At 57.4% G+C, this 22403-nt stretch carries 19 protein-coding genes; 17 read left to right on the forward strand and 2 right to left on the reverse strand.

Features of this window, described 5'->3' with window-relative positions:
• Window positions 1–162: 162 nt before the first annotated feature.
• The 10 genes from RUM8411_RS17755 to RUM8411_RS17800 all read left to right on the forward strand — a co-directional run bounded on the left by RUM8411_RS17755 (window position 163) and on the right by RUM8411_RS17800 (window position 11582).
• Window positions 163–3582, forward strand: a complete 3420-nt coding sequence (locus tag RUM8411_RS17755) for an indolepyruvate ferredoxin oxidoreductase family protein (RefSeq protein WP_085824062.1) — start codon at window positions 163–165, stop codon at window positions 3580–3582.
• Window positions 3583–3662: 80 nt separating this feature from the next.
• Window positions 3663–4541 carry a lysophospholipid acyltransferase family protein gene (locus RUM8411_RS17760; RefSeq protein ID WP_085824063.1) on the forward strand — a complete coding sequence of 293 codons (879 nt, stop codon included), beginning with the start codon at window positions 3663–3665 and terminating at the stop codon, window positions 4539–4541.
• Window positions 4542–4549: 8 nt separating this feature from the next.
• Entirely contained in the window at window positions 4550–5359 is an 810-nt protein-coding gene (locus RUM8411_RS17765; protein WP_085824064.1) for a glutamate racemase, read from the forward strand.
• 93 nt (window positions 5360–5452) lie between these two features.
• The gene (gene argC / locus RUM8411_RS17770) at window positions 5453–6481 is read left to right on the forward strand and encodes an N-acetyl-gamma-glutamyl-phosphate reductase (protein WP_085824065.1); all 1029 of its coding nucleotides are present in this window, start codon (window positions 5453–5455) and stop codon (window positions 6479–6481) included.
• A gap of 7 nt (window positions 6482–6488) precedes the next feature.
• Window positions 6489–6935: a cytochrome c maturation protein CcmE gene (gene ccmE, locus RUM8411_RS17775; protein WP_085824066.1), complete on the forward strand. Its 447-nt coding sequence runs from the start codon at window positions 6489–6491 to the stop codon at window positions 6933–6935.
• Between the two features lie 124 nt (window positions 6936–7059).
• On the forward strand, window positions 7060–7671 hold the full coding sequence (locus RUM8411_RS17780; protein WP_085824067.1) for a holin-associated N-acetylmuramidase: 612 nt from the start codon (window positions 7060–7062) through the stop codon (window positions 7669–7671).
• Window positions 7662–8240, forward strand: coding sequence for a holin family protein (locus tag RUM8411_RS17785; RefSeq protein WP_085824068.1), 579 nt, complete (start codon window positions 7662–7664; stop codon window positions 8238–8240). Before RUM8411_RS17780 ends, RUM8411_RS17785 begins: the two co-directional genes overlap by 10 nt.
• Before the next feature lie 76 nt (window positions 8241–8316).
• On the forward strand, window positions 8317–10281 hold the full coding sequence (locus RUM8411_RS17790) for a heme lyase CcmF/NrfE family subunit (protein ID WP_085824069.1): 1965 nt from the start codon (window positions 8317–8319) through the stop codon (window positions 10279–10281).
• Complete coding sequence (locus tag RUM8411_RS17795; RefSeq protein WP_085824070.1) at window positions 10278–10733, forward strand: cytochrome c-type biogenesis protein; 456 nt, start codon at window positions 10278–10280, stop codon at window positions 10731–10733. The genes RUM8411_RS17790 and RUM8411_RS17795 overlap by 4 nt, the downstream gene beginning before the upstream one ends.
• Window positions 10734–10805: 72 nt before the next feature.
• Window positions 10806–11582 (forward strand): enoyl-CoA hydratase-related protein, encoded by a 777-nt coding sequence (locus RUM8411_RS17800; RefSeq protein WP_085824071.1) that lies wholly within the window; start codon window positions 10806–10808, stop codon window positions 11580–11582.
• A 5-nt stretch (window positions 11583–11587) separates the two neighbouring features.
• Here the strand turns inward: RUM8411_RS17800 and bmt are convergent, their stop codons facing one another.
• On the reverse strand, window positions 11588–12601 hold the full coding sequence (gene bmt, locus RUM8411_RS17805; RefSeq protein WP_085824072.1) for a betaine--homocysteine S-methyltransferase: 1014 nt from the start codon (window positions 12599–12601) through the stop codon (window positions 11588–11590).
• A gap of 125 nt (window positions 12602–12726) precedes the next feature.
• Window positions 12727–13047 carry a DUF1476 domain-containing protein gene (locus RUM8411_RS17810; RefSeq protein WP_085824073.1) on the reverse strand — a complete coding sequence of 107 codons (321 nt, stop codon included), beginning with the start codon at window positions 13045–13047 and terminating at the stop codon, window positions 12727–12729.
• 187 nt (window positions 13048–13234) lie between these two features.
• Here RUM8411_RS17810 and purC point away from each other — a divergent pair, with 187 nt between their 5' ends.
• The 7 genes from purC (at window position 13235) to RUM8411_RS17845 (ending at window position 22370) form a co-directional block, all read left to right on the forward strand.
• Entirely contained in the window at window positions 13235–13990 is a 756-nt protein-coding gene (purC, locus tag RUM8411_RS17815) for a phosphoribosylaminoimidazolesuccinocarboxamide synthase (protein WP_085824074.1), read from the forward strand.
• A 138-nt stretch (window positions 13991–14128) separates the two neighbouring features.
• Window positions 14129–14797, forward strand: a complete 669-nt coding sequence (locus RUM8411_RS17820) for a MarC family protein (protein ID WP_085824075.1) — start codon at window positions 14129–14131, stop codon at window positions 14795–14797.
• 107 nt (window positions 14798–14904) lie between these two features.
• Window positions 14905–15135, forward strand: a complete 231-nt coding sequence (gene purS, locus RUM8411_RS17825) for a phosphoribosylformylglycinamidine synthase subunit PurS (protein ID WP_085824076.1) — start codon at window positions 14905–14907, stop codon at window positions 15133–15135.
• Between the two features lie 123 nt (window positions 15136–15258).
• Window positions 15259–15927, forward strand: coding sequence for a phosphoribosylformylglycinamidine synthase subunit PurQ (gene purQ / locus RUM8411_RS17830; RefSeq protein ID WP_085824077.1), 669 nt, complete (start codon window positions 15259–15261; stop codon window positions 15925–15927).
• 36 nt (window positions 15928–15963) lie between these two features.
• Window positions 15964–17742 carry a sensor histidine kinase gene (locus tag RUM8411_RS17835; protein WP_085824078.1) on the forward strand — a complete coding sequence of 593 codons (1779 nt, stop codon included), beginning with the start codon at window positions 15964–15966 and terminating at the stop codon, window positions 17740–17742.
• A gap of 12 nt (window positions 17743–17754) precedes the next feature.
• A complete protein-coding gene (locus RUM8411_RS17840; protein ID WP_085824079.1) occupies window positions 17755–19089 on the forward strand; it encodes a sigma-54-dependent transcriptional regulator in 1335 nt (444 codons plus the stop codon).
• A 509-nt stretch (window positions 19090–19598) separates the two neighbouring features.
• Window positions 19599–22370, forward strand: a complete 2772-nt coding sequence (locus tag RUM8411_RS17845) for a ribonuclease E/G (RefSeq protein ID WP_085824080.1) — start codon at window positions 19599–19601, stop codon at window positions 22368–22370.
• Window positions 22371–22403 lie beyond the last annotated feature (33 nt).

Raw genomic sequence — 22403 nt, forward strand, 5'->3', positions numbered from 1 at the left:
ACTTTCGTTTTCTTTCGGACTGCCTATATGAAATAGGTAACAACTTCCACATTCAAACCTTGAAATCCTTAGGTTTCAGTGGATAAAGACTATACAGGTCAATATTTATGACCTAAAATGAACAAAATCATAGCACACTGATCTGACGAGGGGAGGCGTCTGATGAGTCAGCCACAAATATCGCTCAATGACCGTTTCGATCTGGATAGAAATCCCGTTCTTTTGAACGGAACTCAGGCGCTTGTCCGCTTGATGCTGATGCAAAAGGCGCGCGACTTGCAGGCCGGGTTGAATACAGCCGGGCTGGTGACCGGGTATCGCGGCTCACCGCTGGGTGCAGTGGATCAGCAGATGGTGCGTGCGCAAAAGCACCTGACGAAAAGCGACGTCATCTTTCAATACGGCCTGAACGAGGATTTGGCCGCCACCGCGCTGTGGGGCAGCCAGCAGGCTGGACTGCGTGGGGACGGGCGGTTCGATGGCGTGTTCGGCCTGTGGTACGGCAAAGGTCCGGGCGTCGACAGGTCCGGCGACGTGATGCGCCACGCGAATATGGCGGGTACTGCCGAACATGGCGGTGTTTTGGTGGCCATGGGTGATGATCACACCGGAGAAAGTTCGACCGTGCTGCATCAATCCGAATGGTCCCTGGTCGACATGTATATGCCGATTGTCAGCCCGGCGGGTGTGCAAGAGATTCTGGATTACGGTATCTACGGCTTCGCTCTCAGCAGGTTTGCCGGCGTCTGGGTCGGGCTGAAGACGATGAAAGACACGATCGAAGTCACTTCGGTCGTGGATGGCAGTGCCTACCGGATGAAGGTGTCGGTGCCCCAGTTCGACATGCCCGACGGAGGTTTGAACATCCGGCTGGGCGACACCCCGCACCTGCAAGAGGCGCGGATCATCGACTATAAACGTTTTGCGGCCGAGACGTTCTCGCGGGTTAACAAGATGGACAAGCGGGTGTGGGGCAAACCGGGCGCCAAGATCGGCTTTGTTGCGGCGGGCAAAAACTGGCTGGACCTAAGCCATGCAATGTCATTGCTGAATATTGATGAGGCCGAAGCCGAACGGCTGGGGATCACCACCTACAAGATCGGACAGACCTTCCCGCTGGATATGACCGGGTTCCACGACTGGGCTGAAGGCCTGGACCTCATTGTAATCGTAGAAGAAAAGCGAAAACTGATCGAGGTTCAGGTCAAAGAGGCCATCTTTGACGACCGCCGTGGCCGCCGGGTGTATGGCTGGTACAAAGGCGGGGCAGGCGCGTTGCATCGTGAGGAGCTGTTTCCAACTCGGGGCGCACTGGACCCGATCATGATCGCCGAGAAGCTGGGCGAAATTCTGATCGAAGAAGGCCGCGATACCGACGGCGTGCGCGGCGGATTGGCGAAACTGTCCAATGCGCGACGGGCGGATAACGCGGAAGAGATCGCGACACGCCTGCCGTATTTCTGTTCGGGCTGCCCTCATAACAGCTCGACCAAAGTGCCGGATGGCAGCCGCGCCTATGCGGGGATTGGCTGTCACTATATGGTGCAGTGGATGGATCGAAACACCACCGGGTTCACCCAGATGGGCGGCGAGGGTGCCAACTGGATCGGAGAAGAGCCGTTTTCGACGACAAATCACGTATTCCAGAACTTAGGCGACGGAACGTATAACCACTCAGGTGTTCAGGCGATCCGGGCGGCTTTGTCGGCAGGCACCAATATTACGTTCAAGATACTGTTCAACGATGCGGTCGCTATGACCGGCGGGCAGGGGAACGAGGGCGATCTGACCTCAGAACGGATCGTGGCCGAGGTTACGGCCATGGGTGTTCAGCATGTGGCCTTGGTCTATGACGAAAAGGAAGATGTGAACTTCAAGGCGCTGCCTTCCGCCGTCGAAACGTTCGAACGCGCGGATTTGATGCAAGTGCAGGAACGGTTTCGAGAAATCGAAGGTGTTTCGGTCATCGTGTATGTCCAGACCTGTGCTGCCGAAAAACGACGCCGCCGCAAGCGCGGCACATTCCCGGATCCGGATAAACGGGTCTTTATCAACACCGATATCTGCGAAGGATGTGGCGATTGCGGAGTGCAGTCGAACTGCGTCTCGATCGTACCAAAAGAGACTGAACTGGGCCGAAAGCGGGCGATTGACCAGTCCAGCTGCAACAAGGATTTCTCTTGCGTTAAAGGGTTTTGCCCGTCGTTCGTGACCTTAGAAGGCGCGCAAATCCGCAAGGAAGCAACCACCGAGATTGACCTGCCTGACTTGCCCGAACCCGTTCTGCCCAAGATCAACGGGACGCATAACGTCGTAATCACTGGCGTTGGCGGGACAGGAGTGGTGACCTTGGGTGCGGTGTTGGCACAAGCTGCACAGATCGACGGCAAAGGGGCCGGCATGATGGAGATGGCGGGACTGGCCCAAAAAGGCGGCGCGGTGCATATTCATTGCCGCCTGGCCAACCATCCGGAAGACATCAGCGCCATTCGCGTCGCCACGGGTGAGGCGCATGCGCTGATCGGGGGTGACCTTGTGGTATCTGCGGGGGCCAAAACCCTGGGTCTGACGCGGGCGGGCCAAACGGGCGCCATAGTGAACAGCCACGAAACCGTCACCGGGGATTTCACCCGCGATACCGAGTTCCAAATCCCAGGTGACCGGTTGGAGCTGGCTCTGCAGGCGCGGCTGAAAGAAGGCGTGTCGCTGTTTGATGCGACCGATCTGGCGCGGGCAGTGATGGGCGACTCGATCTATTCCAATATGATGATCTTTGGCGCGGCCTGGCAACAGGGCTTGCTGCCGGTCAGCCACAGCGCCATTTTGCAGGCGATTGAGCTGAACGGCACCGCCATTGAGCGCAACAAACGCGCCTTTGACATCGGCAGATGGGCCGTTTTGCACCCTCAGGAAGTCTCAGAGATTCTAAAGCCTAACTTGGCGGAATTGCCCAAAACTTTGGAACAAGTAATCGACCATAGGGCCCAACACCTGAAGGCTTATCAAAATGCGCGTCTGGCCAAACGGTATCAAAAGTTGGTCAACACGTTCGAGGATGATGATCTGAAAGAGGCTGTGGCAAAAGGCTATCATAAGCTGTTGTCCTACAAGGACGAATACGAAGTCGCCCGGCTGATGCAGGACAGCCGCGATAAGGCTGCAGCCGAGTTTGACGGTGATTTCAAGATGACCTTCCATCTCGCGCCGCCCATTCTTGGAAAATCAGGCCCCGACGGGCGACCGCAAAAGAAGGCTTTTGGCGAATGGATGCTGGGGCCGATGAGGGTATTGGCCAAGCTGAAAGTTCTTCGCGGGACGCCTTTGGATATCTTTGGTTACAGTACCGAGCGCCGGATGGAGCGTGCTTTGATCAAGCAATATGAGAGGGATATCAAAGAGGTAACGTCGCTTGTTACCCCACAAACCCGCGACGCTGTGATATCTCTGGCGCGGTTGCCTCTGGATATTCGCGGGTTCGGTCCGGTGCTACAGGCCAACGAGGCTAAAGCAGCGAAACGACGCGAAGAATTGCTGGCTACTATTCGTCACGGAGGGCCGGAACTGCGCAGTGCCGCTGAGTAAATCGTCACAGGAATGTCACGATCCCTAGGCAAAATTGTTGCTTACGCCTATCCTGCAGGCAACAACCTACGGAGACCAGAATGCCCTCGCGCCGTCATGTCGTTCGTGACATTTCCTACGCCTATTCTGCCGAAACCAAAGGCGGACGTATGGTGATCAAACTGATGGAGAACACGACCGGGCGCATGCGCCTGATCAAACGTGCCGACGGGTATGAGCAAGAGGTCGCCCAGGGACGCGATTTCTGGGAAGTGATCGTCGAACGCTATGGTCTGACGCTGGACGTGGTCGGTGGGGCGTTGTCCAACATCCCAAAAGACGGCCCGCTGATCCTGATTGCCAACCACCCCTATGGTATTCTCGACGGTTTGATGATGGGCCATATGCTGGCGCAGGCACGCGGAGATTTTCGCATTCTAGCCAACCACGTCTTTCGCAAGGCCGAAGATCTGAACCGTATCGTTCTGCCAATCTCGTTCGATGCAACCAAAGAGGCAATGAAGCTGAATCTCGATACCCGGAAAACGGCGTTGAATTACCTGGGCGAGGGCGGTGCGATCGGGATATTCCCTGGCGGCACGGTCAGCACGGCGGTTAAACCGTTTTCCTACCCGATGGATCCAGGGTGGCGTGGGTTCACGGCACGGATGGTAGCCAAATCCAACGCCACGGTTGTTCCGGTGTTTTTTGACGGCCACACCTCGCGCCTGTTTCAGATTGCCAGCCATCTGCACAACACTCTGCGCATGGGTTTGCTGATCAAAGAGTTCAAAAAGCGCGTTGATACAAATGTCAAAGTCGTGATCGGTGAACCCATCGGTCGCGACGTTCTGGACCCGATGGGCAAGGACACGCGCAAGATGATGGATTTCTTGCGCAAAGCCACGTATGAGCTGTCCCCAACGCCGTTGGAGTCATATGACTACGGCTATGAATTTGAGGAACGGCATCGCGCCTAAAGGGGCAAATGGCAGTAGGCATTTTTGATTCTGGTTTGGGCGGTCTCACCGTTCTGGACGCCGCGCAGAAACGTCTGCCGGACGTGGATTTCCTGTATTTCGCGGACAATGTTCACGCGCCTTATGGCGTGCGTGATGCAGAAAACATCTACGACCTTACGCGCAGCGCGGTAACGGACCTGTGGAACAGGGGCTGTGATCTGGTGATTCTGGCCTGCAATACCGCCAGCGCCGCGGCGCTGCGCCGGATGCAGGAAGAAGGCGTTCCCGAAGGCAAGCGGGTCTTGGGGGTCTTTGTACCACTGATCGAGGCGCTGACCGAACGGCAATGGGGTGACAACAGCCCGCCGCGCGAAGTGGCGGTCAAACACGTGGCGCTGTTTGCAACGCCTGCGACCGTGTCCAGCCGGGCGTTTCAACGCGAACTGGCGTTTCGCGCCATTGGTGTGGATGTCGAGGCACAGGCCTGTGGCGGCGTGGTCGATGCCATCGAGGACGGCGACATGATCCTGGCCGAGGCTTTGGTGCGTAGCCATGTGGATGCGCTGAGACGCAAAATGCCAGAACCGCAGGCTGCAATTCTGGGGTGTACCCATTACCCGTTGATGGCCGAAGCTTTCCAGAAAGCGTTGGGTCCGGATGTGCAGGTGTTCAGCCAGGGTGATTTGGTGGCTGAAAGTCTGGCGGATTACTTAGAACGCCATCCAAAAATGATGGGGGCAGGTTCGGGTGGCTATCTGACGACCGGAAAGCCGGAATTTGTCAGCGACCGGGCGACACAGTTCCTCCGACGACATATCTCGTTTCAGGCCGTCTGACTTCGGTCAAGGACTGCGCCTTTCTCATTCCTTAACTCAAAGACCGTCACATCGGCGGTCGTGACATGTGACACACTGAACGAGAGGTCTGACATGACCCACAAAATCGCAATTTTGGGTGCATCCGGCTATACCGGCGCCGAACTTGTACGGCTGATCGCCGAGCACCCGAATATGACCATCGCCGCCCTGGCCGCTGAGCGAAAGGCGGGCCAGTCGATGGCGCAGGTCTTTCCGCATCTGCGCCACATGAACCTGCCGGATCTCTGCAAAATCTCGGAAATTGATTTCTCGCAGATCGATCTGTGCTTTTGCGCCTTGCCGCACAAAACAAGCCAGGAGGTTATCCGCAACCTTCCAAAAACTCTGAAGATCGTTGATTTGTCAGCAGATTTTCGGCTGCGGGATGCTGATGAATATGAAAAATGGTACGGGAACCCGCACACTGCTTTGGATGATCAGCAAGAGGCTGTCTACGGCCTGACCGAGTTTTACCGGGACGACATCCGTGCAGCACGGCTGGTGGCGGGTACAGGTTGCAACGCGGCTACAGGGCAGTATGTACTGCGGCCGTTGATTTCGGCCGGGGTGATTGATCTGGACGATATCATTCTGGACATGAAATGCGCTGTGTCCGGCGCTGGCCGTTCGCTAAAGGAAAACCTGCTGCATGCAGAACTGAGCGAAGGCTACAGTGCCTATGCTGTCGGCGGAACGCACCGTCACTTGGGTGAGTTCGATCAGGAGTTCTCGGCCTTGGCTGGACGCACCGTGCACGTACAGTTCACGCCGCATCTGATCCCGGCCAATCGGGGCATTCTGGCCACGGCTTATGTCAAAGGCGATCCGACAAGTGTGTACGAAACGCTGTTGAATGCTTATGAAAATGAACCGTTTATCCAGATGCTCCCGTTTGGCGAAACCCCGTCGACGCACCATGTGCGGGGCTCGAACTTTTGCCATATCGGTGTGGTTGCCGACAGGATCGAGCGTCGCGCCATTGTCGTCGGTGCGTTGGATAACCTGACAAAAGGTAGCAGCGGCCAAGCCTTGCAGAATGCCAACCTGATGTTAGGTGAGATTGAAACCCAGGGGCTGATGATGGCGCCTTTGTTCCCGTGAGGACGGTATGAAAACGCTCAAGAAACGTCGTCGTGTCCAAGTTATCGTGTTGGCAGTCGTGGCTCTGGCCTTGTCTACAGCGTTGATCGGCTATGCGATGCGGGACGGGATCAACTTTTTCCGCTCGCCCAGTCAGGTGATCGCCGAACCACCCAAACCGACCGAGGTATTTCGCATCGGCGGTCTGGTCGAGGAAGGCTCGATCATTCGCGGACAAGGTGAGACGGTGCAATTTGTGGTGACCGATGGCGGCGAAAGCGTGCCCGTGGCGTTTACTGGCGTGTTGCCGGACCTGTTTACCGAAAATCAGGGGATGGTGGGCACCGGATCTTATGTGGACGGTGTGTTTGTTGCCACTGAAATCCTCGCGAAACATGATGAGACCTATATGCCAAAAGAGGTCGTGGATGCCCTGAAAGAGCAAGGCGTCTACAAGGAAGCCGGCGAGGGTTGAAACACAACTCAAAGCGATAGTCTGAAAAGGGCGTTGCGTGTTCAGGACATGCACCGCCCTTTCTAATTGCCCCTTCTTAACCGGCTTGCCCCAGCGTTTGATCATATCAACGGCGGAGGGTGAGATGCAGACGGTGCGACGGATTGCGACGGAAATCGTGGCGCGCGAAGGTGGATTTGTCGACGATCCCGATGATCCCGGAGGGGCGACCAAATTCGGTGTGACCATTCATACCATGCGGCGCCTGGGGCTGGACCTGTCGGGGGATGGGCACATTGACCGGTCTGATGTGCGCTTGCTTAGTAAATCTCAGGCTGTTGATGTGTTTGTGCGTCACTACTTTGAGCAGCCGCGACTGGGATTGCTGCCCGAGGTCCTGCAAGACTCAGTGTTCGACATGTACGTCAATGCAGGCGCACAGGCAGTGAAAATTCTGCAAAGGCTGCTGCAAGACATGGGATTCGGCGTCACTGTGGACGGGCTTGTAGGCCCGGAAACAGCACAAGCCTGTCAAAGCGCCGCTGTCCCGGAACCAATGGCCCTGCGCGATGCTTATGGGGTGGCGCGACGGAACTATTATTTCCGTCTGGCCGACCGCCGGCGGTCCTCGCGCAAGTATGCTCGGAGCCGGGCGGGTGGAAAAGGCGGTTGGATTCGACGGGCCGAGAAATTCATCTCACCTGCTTATCACTATAGCGACGCGGAATTTCGAAAGAGGGTAGCAGGATGGGATTGATCTCGAACGTATTGGCGTTTCTGTTTGGCGGCGGACGCAATGTCGTTCGCGAAACCGCCGAAGTTTTTCGGGAAAACGCTGAAAAAGGTGCTGAACGCAACCTTACCCGTCAACATCAGGCGATGGCGCAGTTTGCGTCAGAGTTTCAAGCACCGACTAAGGGCGCGTTTGATCGGTTTATGGATGGCCTCAACCGGCTGCCACGGCCAGCGATGGCGTTGGGGACTCTGGGCCTGTTTGGTGCGGCGATGGTCGACCCGCTGTGGTTTACTGCAAGGATGCAGGGAATTGCGTTGGTGCCGGAACCACTTTGGTGGCTGCTGGGGGTCGTTGTGTCATTTTACTTCGGCGCGCGGCATCAGACCAAGGTTCAGGACTTGCAGCGCGAGATATCGGTTACGATGCAACGCACGCCTCAGGTGATGCGAAATCTTGAAGCGCTGAGTAAATTGCGCGCCGACAGCGTGGGCGCAGCAGATCCGGGCACAGACGCGGTTTTGGCAGAAGAAGCGGCCCACCCAGAAGAAAATCGCGCGCTGGAGGATTGGCGAAGCAGCCGTGCAGCTTAACCCGCGACACTATGCTCGCCCCGAAGGGGGCGAAAGTGATTGGTGCTTGCCGGGCAACAGGATTATATCCAAGGCCATGATTACAGAACTTGGCCACTTCGCCCTGATACTCGCCTTTCTGGTTGCGATCGTGCAATCAGTTGTTCCCCTTATCGGTGCTGCCAAGCGGTGGCCGGGGTGGATGTCATTCGCCGAACCTGCGGCGATCATTCAGTTCCTGCTGGTCGGGTTTTCCTTTTGGGTGCTGGTTTGGGCGTTTGTTACGTCCGATTTTTCGCTTCGGATCGTGGTCGAGAACAGCCATTCCGCCAAACCGATGCTTTACAAGATCAGTGGGACATGGGGCAACCACGAGGGCTCGATGCTGTTATGGGTCCTCATCGTTTCACTGTTTGGGGCCATGGCTGCGGTGTTTGGTGGTGGTCTGCCGCCAACGCTGAAAGCCAGGGTTTTAGCAGTTCAGTCAGCGATTGCTGTGGCATTCTTTGCCTTTATTCTGTTCACCTCAAACCCGTTCGACCGGCTGATCGTTGCCCCGTTTGATGGGCGGGACCTGAACCCGCTGCTGCAGGATCCCGGTTTGGCTTTCCATCCACCGTTTCTGTACCTGGGTTACGTTGGTCTCAGCATGGCGTTCAGCTTTGCGGTCGCCGCCTTGATCGAGGGGCGCGTTGACGCAGCCTGGGGTCGGTGGGTAAGACCCTGGACACTGGCCGCCTGGATTTTCCTGACCATTGGTATCGCGCTGGGGTCCTGGTGGGCCTATTACGAACTTGGCTGGGGCGGTTTCTGGTTCTGGGATCCGGTGGAAAATGCGTCATTCATGCCATGGTTGTTGGCTGCTGCGTTGCTGCATTCGGCCATTGTGGTTGAAAAACGCGAGGCGCTGAAAAGCTGGACTATCCTGCTGGCGATCATCGCGTTCGGGTTTTCTCTGATCGGGACGTTCATTGTGCGGTCCGGGCTGCTGACATCGGTCCATGCCTTTGCCAATGACCCGGAGCGCGGTGTGTTCATCCTGTTTATTCTGGTCATCTTCATCGGAGGTGCGCTGACGCTGTTTGCCGCTCGTGCGCAGGCGATGGAGGCCAAAGGCGTTTTTGGTATGGTCAGCCGCGAAAGCGCGCTGGTTCTGAACAACGTCCTGCTGGCCGTCAGCTGTTTCGTGGTGTTTTTCGGGACGATGTGGCCGATGGTGGCTGAGATGGCCTTTGACCGCAAACTCTCGGTCGGGGCACCGTTTTTCAACGCCGCCTTTACACCGTTCATGATTGCATTGGGCATCGCAATGCCGGTGGGGGCGATGCTGCCGTGGAAACGGGGCAAAATCGGCAAAGCAGCCTTTTCATTGCGCTACGCCTTTGTGTTGGCGGTTGCCTTGGCATTGCTGGTCTGGGTGATGCAGACTGAACGCAGCGCTCTGGGCCCGATTGGGCTGTTTTTGGGCGCATGGATCACCTTTGGCGCTATCGTTGATCTCTGGAGTCGTACGGGCCGCAAGGGCAGTTTCCAGCGCCTGTTCCGTCTGCCCGGGGCGGATTGGGGCAAGGCCGTGGCCCATACAGGCATGGGCGTGACCATGTTCGCTATTGCTGGTCTGACCGCGTGGGAGGTTGAAGACATCCGCGTCGCGCAGCCCGGTCAACCTTTTGAGGTTGGTCAATTCACTCTGACACTGGAGGATGTCCGCAACGTCGAGGGACCTAACTACTTCTCGACCACCGCCGATGTTCTGGTGCAGCAGGACGGGCGGACCATTGGTACGCTCCATCCGGAAAAGCGCGACTATCCGGTAGCGCGCATGCCAACCACCGAAGCGGCCATCGACTACCGCTTTTTGCGGGACCTTTATGTGGTTATCGGCGATCAGCAAGCTGATGGCGGCTGGGTTATGCGGACGTATATCAAACCCCTGGCAAATTGGATCTGGGGCGGGTGTATCCTGATGGCTCTGGGTGGGCTGCTCAGCTTGTCTGACAGACGGTTCCGTGTCGCTGCCGGTGCGCGCAAGGCTCCTGCTGGCGGGGTACCTGCGGAATGAAGCGTCTGGTTCTTATCTTTGCGCTGATTGCATCGCCTTTGTTCGCCGTCCAACCTGACGAGGTACTGGATGATCCGGTTCTGGAACAGCGCGCCCGTGATCTGAGCACCGGCTTGCGCTGCCTCGTCTGCCGCAACGAGAGCATCGATGAAAGCAACGCCGAACTGGCCCGTGACCTGCGATTGCTGCTGCGCGAGCGGCTTGTGGCCGGTGACACCGACAAGCAGGCGATTGCCTTTATCGTGGATCGGTATGGCGAGTACGTGTTGCTGAAGCCCACGGTGGCAGGGTCAAACCTGATGCTGTGGCTGGCAGGACCGATCATGTTGCTGATCGCAGCCGCTGTGGGGTGGAGCTTTCTGCGCAAGAGATCTCAGGCCCAACCCGCTGGCGGCAACGACGCCCTCAGCGAGGCCGAGAAGGAGCGCCTGCGCCAGATTCTCGAGGAATGACCCAGGGTTCATCTTTTCCTTTGCCGCTATATAGTTCAGGGTTCTGGCAAATTCAGATCCCCGGAGGCGTTGATGGAATACGAAGAGGTCCTGTTGGACGTTACGGACGATTTAGCGGTTGTCACCCTGAACCGACCGGACAAAATGAATGCCATGACAGCACAGATGCGGGCCGAGATTACGCATGCCATGAAACACGCCGCGCGCCATGCTCGTGCCGTTGTTCTGACAGGCGCAGGACCCGCTTTTTGTTCCGGACAGGATCTGGGCGATGCTTCGAGCACCGGTAAAATCGACCTCGAACGGACGCTGCGCGACGAATATGAGCCGATGCTGGAGACAATTTACAATTGCCCCGTTCCAACGATTGCTGCGGTCAACGGACCCGCGGCGGGGGCAGGGGCCAACGTTGCGCTTTGCGCGGACGTCGTGATCGCAACCGAAAGCGCCTATTTCCTGCAGGCTTTCGCCCGCATTGGCCTGTTGCCTGACGCGGGCGGCACATGGTTCATGCCTCGTCAGATGGGGTTTGCCAAAGCCATGGGTGCAGCGTTGTTTGCCGATAAGATCAGTGCGCGGCAAGCGGATGAATGGGGTTTGATCTGGGAAGCTGTGGCCGACGATGCGTTCCAATCCCATTGGCGCAAACGGGCAGAGTATTTGGTCAAGGGTCCGACAGCTGGATTTGGCGCGATCAAACAGGCAATCCGTGGCACTTATGACAACAATTTGCCTCAGCAACTGGCCAAAGAGGCGCATTTGCAGGGCGAATGCGGACGGTCGCGGGACTTTTCCGAAGGTGTTGTAGCTTTCATGCAAAAACGCCCTCCGAAATTCGAAGGGCGTTAAAAGCGTTATGCGCGGCGGCGCCTACGAGTGCGCCGCTCGGGCGCGGCATCTTCACCGGTGCCGTCTGACGCCGACGAAAATGGCCCCAGTGCATCCGTAATCTGGTCCAGCGTTGGCCGCGTGCCTCGGGGGCGGGTATCCAACGCCTCGCGCATCTTGCGCAGATGCGCCGGCATCGTGCCGCAGCACCCGCCGATGATGGTGGCGCCTGCATCCCGGGCCATGGCAGCGTATTCGCCCATTAATTCAGGCGTGCCGTCGTAGTGGATGTGGCCATCTACATACTTCGGAATCCCGGCATTGCCTTTTGACACCACAGGCCGTTCGGTTCCCTGTGCCGCAAACCCCAACACGGTGCGCAAGATGTCCGACGCTCCGGTGCCGCAATTCGCACCAAAGGCGACCGGCGGGTTGGGCAGGGTTTCGACCAGCAGCGCAAGATCGGACGATGTCACGCCCATCATAGTGCGCCCGGCGGTATCAAAGCTCATGGTGCCGCACCAGGGCATGTCGGCCAGGGCAAAAGCCTCAGCTGCGGCGCGGAATTCTTCGGGTGCACTGATGGTTTCCAGCCACAGAACATCCGCACCACCGGCTTTCAGCGCATCGGCCTGTTCATGAAACATTTCAACGGCCTCTGCGTGGGACAAGCTGCCAACAGGTTGCATGATCTCACCGGTCGGACCGACCGATCCGGCAACGATCACAGGACGCCCGGCCTGATCCGCCACTTCGCGGCCAAGTTCGGCCCCGATGCGGTTCAACTCGGCCACCCGGTTCTGCGCCTCGTGCAGCTTGAGCCGTGCGGACGTACCGCCAAAGGTATTGGTCAGGAACAGATCGCTGCCCGCATCAACCGATCCCTGGTACAGGGCACGGATCTTGTCGGGCGCGTCTACATTCCACAGTTCGGGGGCATCCCCCGATTGCAGGCCCATATTGAACAGATTGGTCCCTGTGGCCCCATCGGCAAGGATGGTTTCATTGGTTTCCAAAAAGGTGTTCAGTGCGTTTGTCATTGGGATATTCCGGGAAGAGGCCCAGGAGCGGCCAGTACAAATAACAGACGCCCCGTGTCTCATGACAGGGGCGTCAAATCAAATTCATAAATCTCATGATGATCATGAGGCTTGTAGCTAGGGTCTCAGGATTCGGCTTCCGCCATCACTTGTTCCTTGGCTTCAACCAGCAGTTCGACCATCTTTTCACGGATTTTAGTTTCATCCGCCAGATTGCCCAAGTAGCCTTTTACAGCTTCAACAACATCGTCTTCGCTGACATTTTGAAGGTCGGTGTGAACAAGTTCCTGCCCGTAGGCGCGCGCCTGTTCCACAGTTTCACCCTTCAGCGCCGAAGCCCAAACCGCCATAAACCGGTTGCGGCGCATCCGTGCGATGAACTGCATCTTTTCGTCATGGGCGAATTTGTTTTCAAACGCGGCTTCACGTTCGTCGAATGTGGTCATTGGTTGGGGACCCCTTGGATTGCATGTTCTTTCCTGATGATATGACTATACGACGCCTTGGGTGCAAGGGATTTGCGCTGTGTCAAAGCCTCTCGGGTCGGTGAACTTGCGGGAAAGGGGGGCTTAGATTAAGAGGGCGCTAACGTGAGGGGACTCATTCCCGCTCGACAGACTGGAAAGGTCGCTTATGGCGCGTCGCAAGAAAATCTATGAAGGTAAGGCCAAGATTCTTTATGAAGGCCCTGAACCGGGTACGATCGTTCAGTATTTCAAGGATGATGCCACCGCCTTTAACGCCGAGAAAAAAGACGTGATCGACGGCAAGGGTGTCCTGAACAACCGCCTGAGCGAGTTTTTCATGAACGGCCTCACTCAGATCGGTGTGCCCACCCATTTTATCCGCCGTCTGAACATGCGTGAACAGCTGGTGCGCAGCTGCGAAATCGTTCCGTTGGAAGTGATCGTACGCAATTACGCCGCAGGAACCATGTCGAAACGTCTGGGCATCGCCGAGGGTACGCAACTGCCGCGTCCTATTGTCGAATACTGCTATAAGGACGATGCGCTGGGGGACCCTCTGGTCAGCGAAGAACATATCGCCGCCTTTGGCTGGGCCAGCCAGCAGGACATGGAAGACATCCTGAGCCTGGCGCTGCGCGTGAACGATTTCATGAGCGGTGTGATGTTCGGTGTCGGCATTCGCCTCGTTGATTTCAAGATCGAGATCGGCCGTGTTTACGAAGGGGATTTCCAGCGTCTGATCATTGCCGATGAGATCAGCCCCGACAGCTGCCGCCTGTGGGACATTGAAACCGGCGAGAAGCTGGACAAAGATGTGTTCCGTCGCGATCTGGGCAATCTTACCGATGCTTATTCCGAAGTGGCCCGTCGTCTGGGCGTCTTGCCCAAAACAAACGTCGCCAAGCCAACGCTGATAAACTAAGCGATTGACAGAGTTATCACGTCCAAACGCGCAGCTTCTCTTGAGGCTGCGCTTTTTTCTTTGTACTTCGCGTCATGAAAGACTTGCCGCCGGGCTCGGGTTCACACGGCAAGCGGATAGAACAGGGTGACGTTCGATATGGCTGAATTGTTCGACCAAGCGGTGTTTCTGAAGTTCCTCGCCGCCTTGCTGGCGATTTTCAATCCGCTTTACGGTATCCCGATCTTTCTGGGAATGACCGAGGGCTACAGCGCGCCGGAACGCAAACGGGTGGCGTTGGTGGTTACCGGAACAATTGTTGTCGTAGCGCTTTTGTCTGTGGTGGTTGGTGAAAAGATACTGGCGATATTTGGTATCGACATCCCCTCGTTCCGTATTGCCGGTGGGTTGATCATATTCGGTGTGGGCATGTCGATGATGAACGCCTCAGACCGTACGCCGGGCGATCAACAGGCTGCAGAACACGGGCATCTGAAAAAGAGCAGCATCGCCGTGGTTCCATTGGCGATCCCCTTGACCATCGGACCGGGCACAATTGCTACGACGATCGTGTTTGCCCATACGCTTACGGATGGTGAGGCAATCGTAACCCTTGGGTTGGCTGTTTTGATCGCCTGTGCAGTAGTCGGAATAGGGCTGTTGTTTGCTGATCCGATCTCGCGGTTTTTGGGACCGACGATGATCAATGTCATCACTCGGGTCATGGCCATCATTCTGGTGGCGGTCGCGGTAGAGATGCTGGTGACCGGTGTGTTCAACGCCATTGATACGCATTATCCCGGGCTCACATCTGGTAGCGGCAGTTAAAGGCCCAGCCTTGCGGCGCAAACAGGGTTGTCGAACGCCCCTTGGCGCGCTATCCCCCGCGCAACGGAACGGGCCTGGAACGATGGCCCTCAGCTGGAGTTGCAGGAATGAAAGCACGGGTGCATGTGATGCTGAAGACCGGGGTTCTTGACCCGCAAGGCGAGGCCGTGCGCCACGCATTGGGCGCCATGGGCTTTAATCAGGTCGAAGGTGTGCGTCAGGGCAAGGTGATTGACCTTGAACTGGCCGATGGCGCGACCGAGGCCGATGTGACCGACATGTGCGAAAAGCTGTTGGCCAACACTGTCATCGAACGCTACGAGATCGAACTGGTCTGACCGGATGCCGGAAGCGCCAAATACAACTTTGAACCAGGTAAGTGAAAATCTTGCCGCCGTTGACCTGCTGACGCCGTCCGGTGTTGCTGTGGTCACCGATTTAGTCTCGTAGGAGGGCCCGCAATGCGTGCAGCCGTCATCGTTTTCCCCGGTTCTAACTGTGATCGGGACCTTGCAGTCGCTTTTGAACAGGCGGGGTTTCAGGTCGATATGGTCTGGCATAAAGACGCCGCACTGCCAGAGGGGATCGATATCGTTGGCGTTCCGGGTGGGTTTTCCTATGGTGACTACCTGCGCTGTGGGGCCATTGCGGCGCAGTCGCCGATCTGCCAGGCCGTTGTCGACCACACCAAACGTGGCGGTTATGCGGTAGGGGTCTGCAATGGGTTCCAGATTCTGACGGAAACCGGCATTCTACCTGGTGCGTTGCTGCGTAATGCTGGTCTGAAATACATCTGCAAGACCGTAGGGTTAAAGGTCGAAACCAGCGACAGCGCGTTCACCCAAGGCTACAATGCAGGTGATGTGATCGGCATTCCGATCGCCCATCACGACGGAAACTATTTCGCCGATGATGCTATATTGTCCACGCTTCGGGATCAGGACCGGATCGCATTCACCTATACCGAGAATCCAAACGGCTCGGCCGGTGACATCGCTGGTATTCTGTCCGAGAACCGCAGGGTCCTTGGTATGATGCCTCATCCCGAACGTGCCGCCGACGAAGGCCATGGCGGCACAGATGGAACGGCATTGTTTCGCGCATTGTCAGGGGCTCTCGCACCCGCGTGACTTGAGCTTGCCACAAAGCACGCGTAATTTTCCGGGATGAGTTCCGCTGATCAATCTGTCTGGTCTGTTTTGACAAAACCGTTCCGGGGTGCGCCGCTGGGCTGGCGGCTTCGTGTTGCCGTCCTGATTTTGCTGGTGGCAACCGTTTCGACGGTCTGGATCACCAACCGTCTGTTGACAGACAGGTTCACAGAATCCACGCGAAATCGGGCTGAACTGCGGCTTGCGCTCTACTCTGGAAACCTGCTGAGCGAGCTGCGCAGGAACGCCATTGTTCCACAGCTGCTGTCGCGGGATCCCACGTTGATTTCTGCGCTACAGTCCAGTGACTATTCGCTGTCTACACAGCGGCTGATCTCGTTTGTTGAAGAAATCGGCGCGGCCTCGTTGATGTTGCTGGATGGCGATGGTCGCACGGTCGCTGCAACCGACAGGAACCGGCTGGGCGAAGCGCATCGGAGTTCGCCCTATTTCATTGACGCTGTCCGCTCGAACGCAACGATTTTCACAGTCAGTGAAAAGGAGGCCGGAGGCTACAGTTTTGTCTATTCGCGCAGGATTGACGCCAATGCCGAGAACCTTGGGGTCATCGTAGTCGAGGTTGATCTGCAGAAGTTCGAAAGCGCCTGGGCCGGGATTTCGGATGCGGTGATGGTGGCGGACAGCACCGGCCGGATCATCTTGTCGACCGAACCACAATGGCGCGGCCTGGAAGAGGGCGAGGCGATGCTACGGCAGCCCCCGCAAGGCGCAATCGAGCGTGCCATCAGGGCCACCACCGATTGGACCGCACTGCCGCCTGACGCCTATCTGCAGGGTGAGGCGGTGATGCGGATGCAGACACGGATTCCATTCCGCGGCTGGCAGATGACATCATTCACCACATATGCGTCGATCCGTGAAAAGGTGAACAGCGTTCTGGCGCTGGAAATCATGGGGTTTGCGATTCTTCTGGCGCTGGCCTTTTACGCGCTTAGCCGCAGGGCCACGCTGCGAATGGCATTGTTCCAGCGCGAGTCGGCAGAGCTTCGCGCATTGAACGCAAGGCTACAGCGGGAAATCGCTGAGCGGGAAAGGGTTGAAAAGACACTGGAAGTTGCCGAGCAAACGTTGGCGCAAAGCTCGAAACTTGCCGCCTTGGGCGAGATGTCTGCTGCCGTCAGTCACGAGTTGAATCAACCACTGGCTGCAATGAAGACCTACTTGGCCGGGGCCCGTCTGTTGTTGCGCAGAAATCGCCCCGAAGAGGCGCTGGCCAGCTTTGGCCGCATCGACGGTTTGATCGAACGGATGGGGGCGATCACGCGGCAGCTCAAGTCTTATGCACGCAAGGGCGCCGATGCGTTTTCCCCTGTAAACCTTAGCGAAGCGCTCGCTGCCAGCCTCTCAATGATGGAGCCGCAGCTGCGTCAACGGCACGTCAAGATCACGCAGATCCTGCCCGAAGAAGCCGTCATCGTGATGGGGGACCGGATGCGGATCGAACAGGTTATGGTGAACCTCTTGCGCAATGCGCTGGACGCCACCAAATCAGTATCAGAACCGGATGTGGAAATCATTCTGGCTGCCGGCGATACGGCGGTACTGACTGTGCGCGACAATGGTCACGGGATCGAAAATATCGAGAACCTGTTTGAACCGTTCTATACGACCAAGCAGCCCGGCGACGGGGTTGGGTTGGGTCTTGCTATCTCGTCCGGTATCGTGAACGACCATGGCGGGCGGCTGACCGCCCGCAACAGCCAGCACGGCGGTGCAGTGTTTGAGATGCAGCTGCCGATACTGGGAAGCGACGGCCTTGAGGCCGCTGAATAACGAGGAAGACCTATGGCACAGGCCATGAAAATCGCCATTGTGGATGATGAACAGGACATGCGCCAATCGATCAGCCAGTGGCTGGCGCTGTCAGGCTATGACACTGAAACCTTTTCCAGCGCGGAAGACGCGTTGAAGGTTCTTGGGCCGGAGTATCCGGGTATCGTCATCTCGGATATCAAAATGCCGGGGATGGACGGTATTCAACTGCTGAAAAAGCTGATGGGAGCCGACAGCACATTGCCGGTCATCATGATCACCGGCCACGGAGACGTTCCGATGGCGGTTGAAGCGATGCGCGTCGGGGCGTTTGATTTCCTTGAAAAGCCGTTCAACCCGGATCGGATGTCGGAGCTGGCCAAACGCGCCAGCAACGCACGGCGTCTGACATTGGACAACCGGGCATTACGGCGAGAGCTATCCGGTGGCACGCAGATCATGAACAAGCTGATTGGTGCCAGCCCCGTGATGGAGCGTCTGCGCGAGGATATTCTGGATCTCGGCCAAGCCGATGGTCATGTTTTGATCGACGGCGAAACCGGCACTGGTAAGACGTTGGTGGCCCATGCGCTGCACGCGGTCGGCAGCCGAGCAGGTAAGAAATTCGTTCTCGTCTCGTGCGCAGCGCTTGAGGAAGAAGCACTGTCGAAACGCCTATTTGGCCCGATGATGCCGGAAGACGCTCAGCTGCCAGCAATTGAAGAAGCGCGCGGCGGAACCTTGGTTCTGGAAGACGTCGAAGCACTGAGCGATACGCTACAGGCCCGTCTGCTAAGCGTCATGAACGATCAGGGCACGCCTGCCGAGACACGGATCGTGGCGATTTCGAACCTGCAAGAGGCCGGCAAGACCAGTGAAGATGTTCTGCGTCCCGACTTGTTCTATCGCTTGGCCGCCCTGCGCATCACCATGCCGCCGCTGCGCCAGCGCGGAGAGGACATTCTGACCCTGTTCACCCGCCTAAGCGAGCAGTTTGCCGAAGAATACGGCTGCGACGCACCTCAGGTCAGTGCGCAGGAAGCTGCGCAGTTGTTGCAGGCCCCTTGGCCGGGCAACGTGCGGCAGTTGATCAATATCGCGGAACGCGCGGTGCTGCAATCGCGGCGCGGGTCGGGAACAATTGCGTCCTTGCTGATGTCCGATCACGAAGAAATGCAACCGGTCATGACCACTGAAGGCAAACCGCTGAAGGAATACGTCGAAGCGTTTGAGCGGATGTTGATCGACAACACGATGCGGCGGCACAAGGGCTCGATCGCGTCAGTGATGGATGAGCTGTGTCTGCCACGTAGGACGTTGAATGAAAAAATGGCGAAATACGGCTTGCAGCGTTCAGACTATTTGTAGGTGAGGGGGGGGGCAGCCCCCCTCTTGGCCTATTCGGCCAATTCTCCCCCCGGGATATTTTGGGCCAGATGAAGCGATCCCGAACAGTGTTCGGGGTCTCTGTGCAGTTTGCCCATTGTCTTTTCCACAGGACTGCTTTTATTGTGTCGGAACGGGCAGGGCCGTTTTGGTGCCTTTTTGCCCCGAATCTTAGAGTTTCGCTGCGACGCCGCAGGTGGTGAAAGATCCCACGAGGCGACGCAGACCGATTGTGCCTCGACTGGGGCAGCTGAACGCCTGAGCCCGCAAAAGCGGGTGAAAGGAATAAATGGGCAGGAAGCGGTGAGCCGCGCCTGTCGGAGAAGAACCGCGATGACGCGCGCGCAACCATTGAGTGTACGGGCAGGGGGCCACAGCGCCAGACCCTGCCGCGCGCCGTCCGAAATCGCCCTTACAAGACACCACCCCAAAAGCGCCTGTCCCCCCGGATGGGTTAGGACAACGCGTTTGGCGCGGTGCACCAAGGAAACATGGCTAAGAAAATGCTTATCGATGCCACCCACACCGAGGAAACTCGGGTTGTGGTGGTCGACGGAAACAAGGTTGAGGAATTTGACTTTGAATCCGAAAACAAACGGCAACTTGCCGGCAACATATATCTAGCAAAAGTCACCCGGGTCGAGCCTTCGCTACAGGCCGCATTCGTGGATTACGGCGGGAACCGGCATGGTTTTCTGGCGTTTTCCGAGATTCATCCGGATTACTACCAGATCCCGGTCGCTGACCGCGAAGCGCTGATGGAAGAAGAACGCGCTTACGCTGAGGCTTTGAAAGCGCGCGATGAGGCGGAAGAGGCCAAGCCAAAGCGGCGGCGTTCACGCTCGCGGACCAAAGCAGCCGATGTGAAATCGGATGACCCAGTCGAGTCGATCGACGTGTCGTCTGAGCCCACAGGCATGGAAACCATCGATCTGGATGAGAGCGAAGAGGGTGCCGATACATCGGTTCCCGAAGGCACGTCTCCGGCGGATCGCGTGGCGGATACTCCGGTAGAAGAGCCCGTTGATGAAGCGGGTGAAGAGACTGCTGGTGAGGCTGAGTCCGATGTGACCGCGGAGGTTCCGTCGGAAGAGGCTGCGGTGGTACCTGATGCCGAGGTTGAACAGGCCGAAGAAGCGCCCGCTGAGGACGCATCGACTGACACTGAAGAGCCTGCCGAGAATTCTTCGAACGAGGATGATACCAAGGACGACGATGCAGAGGCAGAAGCGCGTTCAGACGCGTCTGCCAAAGATGACAGCATTGAATCCGTGGCAGACGAGGATGACAGCGAGGACATTCGACCGCCGCGCAAGCCGCGCCCGCGCCGGTACAAGATTCAGGAAGTCATCAAGGTTCGGCAGGTACTGCTGGTGCAGGTCGTCAAGGAAGAGCGTGGCAACAAGGGTGCCGCTCTGACCACGTATTTGTCGCTGGCCGGTCGCTATTGCGTTTTGATGCCGAACACAGCGCGCGGCGGCGGCATCAGCCGTAAGATCACCAATGCGCCGGACCGTAAAAAACTGAAAGAGATTGCTGCGGAAATCGATGTGCCTACCGGGGCTGGTCTGATCATTCGGACTGCAGGGGCCAAACGCACCAAATCCGAGATTAAACGTGACTATGAATACCTACAGCGCATGTGGGAACAGATCCGCGAACTGACGCTGAAATCCATTGCGCCCGCGAAAATCTATGAAGAAGGCGATCTGATCAAACGCTCGATCCGTGATCTTTATAACCGCGAGATCGATGAGGTTCTGGTCGAAGGCGAAGGCGGATACCGCATCGCCAAGGACTTCATGAAGATGATCATGCCGTCCCACGCCAAGAACGTGAAACGGTACGAAGATGCTCTGCCACTGTTCGCGCGCTATCAAGTTGAAAGCTATCTGACTGGCATGTTCAACCCGACCGTTCAGCTGAGGTCGGGTGGCTATATCGTGATCGGTGTGACCGAAGCGCTGGTTGCGATCGACGTGAACTCTGGCCGGGCCACCAAGGAAGGTTCGATCGAGGAAACCGCACTTAAAACCAACCTTGAGGCCGCTGAAGAAGTGGCGCGGCAGTTGCGGTTGCGGGACCTTGCCGGTCTGATTGTCATCGACTTTATCGATATGGACGAGCGTAAGAACAACGCGTCCGTCGAAAAGCGTCTGAAAGACAAGCTGAAAACAGATCGTGCGCGTATTCAGGTCGGCCGGATCTCGGGCTTTGGCCTGATGGAGATGAGCCGTCAGCGGCTGCGTCCCGGCATGCTAGAAGCGACCACACAGCCTTGCCCAGCTTGTCATGGCACTGGTTTGATCCGGTCGGACGACAACATGGCTCTGACCATTCTGCGCCAGATCGAAGAAGAGGGTACCCGCCGTCGTTCCCGCGAGGTTTTGGTGCGCTGCCCGGTCAGCATTGCCAACTTCCTGATGAACCAGAAGCGCGAACATATCGCTCAGATCGAATCGCGTTATGGCTTGTCTGTTCGGATCGAAGGGGATGTACATCTTGTCAGCCCCGATTTCTCGATGGAGAAGTTCAAGACTGCCAGCCGCATCGTGCCCGAAGCCACTGCACCTGTCGTGTCCGTGGATGCGTCCTTGATGGATATGGTGGACGCGGACGAAGAAGAGGCGGTCGTCGAAGAGGAAGAAACGGTTCAGGCCGAAGAAGAGACCAAGCCCAAGCGCAAACGCCGTCGGCGTCGGCGGAAAAAGGGCAATGGATCGGGCGAAACGCCTGAAGTTGAAGGCGAAGAGGGTGAAACAGCTGCCGCTGAGGCAGGTGAAGAACCCGCTTCAGAACCTGTTGCTGAAGCGGCTTCTGAGGAAGAAAAACCCGAAAAGCCCAAGCGCCGCCGTGCACCACGTCGCAAGAAGAAAGACGTCGAGGCAACCGAGGAAGCCGTACCTGCAGAGGCCGACGCAAAAGCTGCGGAACCTGCGGCTGACGCAACAGTTGACGCGCCTGCAGTTGAAGAGGCCCCGGCCGCCGAACCTCAGGAATTGATTAGCACGGATGTACCGACTGAGACTGCGCCCGAACCTGCGGTTGAGGTCGAAGCAGACACGACGCCCGAGCCCGCGGTAGAAGCCGCACCAGAACCCGTGGCAGAGGAACCGGCCCAGGACGAAACGCCCGAGCCGGTCGCGGAAGAGCCAGTTCAGGAAACTCCCGAGCCTGTGCTTGAGGTGGTGACTGATGAGCCGGAACAACCCAGCGAACCGGCCAAGCCCAAGCGACGCGGCTGGTGGTCTTTGGGCCAGTAACAGAAAGGCGGGCTCAAGTGCCCGCCTTTTTCT

It is taken from the genome of Ruegeria meonggei (assembly GCF_900172215.1).
Taxonomy (GTDB): domain Bacteria; phylum Pseudomonadota; class Alphaproteobacteria; order Rhodobacterales; family Rhodobacteraceae; genus Ruegeria; species Ruegeria meonggei.

Excerpts from the sequence above, each read along its gene's own strand:
- RUM8411_RS17755 (WP_085824062.1), top strand. The coding sequence starts at position 163 with ATGAGTCAGCCACAAATATCGCTCAATGACCGTTTCGATCTGGATAGA.
- RUM8411_RS17760 (WP_085824063.1), top strand. The coding sequence starts at position 3,663 with ATGCCCTCGCGCCGTCATGTCGTTCGTGACATTTCCTACGCCTATTCT.
- RUM8411_RS17765 (WP_085824064.1), top strand. The coding sequence starts at position 4,550 with ATGGCAGTAGGCATTTTTGATTCTGGTTTGGGCGGTCTCACCGTTCTG.
- argC (WP_085824065.1), top strand. The coding sequence starts at position 5,453 with ATGACCCACAAAATCGCAATTTTGGGTGCATCCGGCTATACCGGCGCC.
- ccmE (WP_085824066.1), top strand. The coding sequence starts at position 6,489 with ATGAAAACGCTCAAGAAACGTCGTCGTGTCCAAGTTATCGTGTTGGCA.
- RUM8411_RS17780 (WP_085824067.1), top strand. The coding sequence starts at position 7,060 with ATGCAGACGGTGCGACGGATTGCGACGGAAATCGTGGCGCGCGAAGGT.
- RUM8411_RS17785 (WP_085824068.1), top strand. The coding sequence starts at position 7,662 with ATGGGATTGATCTCGAACGTATTGGCGTTTCTGTTTGGCGGCGGACGC.
- RUM8411_RS17790 (WP_085824069.1), top strand. The coding sequence starts at position 8,317 with ATGATTACAGAACTTGGCCACTTCGCCCTGATACTCGCCTTTCTGGTT.
- RUM8411_RS17795 (WP_085824070.1), top strand. The coding sequence starts at position 10,278 with ATGAAGCGTCTGGTTCTTATCTTTGCGCTGATTGCATCGCCTTTGTTC.
- RUM8411_RS17800 (WP_085824071.1), top strand. The coding sequence starts at position 10,806 with ATGGAATACGAAGAGGTCCTGTTGGACGTTACGGACGATTTAGCGGTT.
- bmt (WP_085824072.1), bottom strand. The coding sequence starts at position 12,601 with ATGACAAACGCACTGAACACCTTTTTGGAAACCAATGAAACCATCCTT.
- RUM8411_RS17810 (WP_085824073.1), bottom strand. The coding sequence starts at position 13,047 with ATGACCACATTCGACGAACGTGAAGCCGCGTTTGAAAACAAATTCGCC.
- purC (WP_085824074.1), top strand. The coding sequence starts at position 13,235 with ATGGCGCGTCGCAAGAAAATCTATGAAGGTAAGGCCAAGATTCTTTAT.
- RUM8411_RS17820 (WP_085824075.1), top strand. The coding sequence starts at position 14,129 with ATGGCTGAATTGTTCGACCAAGCGGTGTTTCTGAAGTTCCTCGCCGCC.
- purS (WP_085824076.1), top strand. The coding sequence starts at position 14,905 with ATGAAAGCACGGGTGCATGTGATGCTGAAGACCGGGGTTCTTGACCCG.
- purQ (WP_085824077.1), top strand. The coding sequence starts at position 15,259 with ATGCGTGCAGCCGTCATCGTTTTCCCCGGTTCTAACTGTGATCGGGAC.
- RUM8411_RS17835 (WP_085824078.1), top strand. The coding sequence starts at position 15,964 with ATGAGTTCCGCTGATCAATCTGTCTGGTCTGTTTTGACAAAACCGTTC.
- RUM8411_RS17840 (WP_085824079.1), top strand. The coding sequence starts at position 17,755 with ATGGCACAGGCCATGAAAATCGCCATTGTGGATGATGAACAGGACATG.
- RUM8411_RS17845 (WP_085824080.1), top strand. The coding sequence starts at position 19,599 with ATGGCTAAGAAAATGCTTATCGATGCCACCCACACCGAGGAAACTCGG.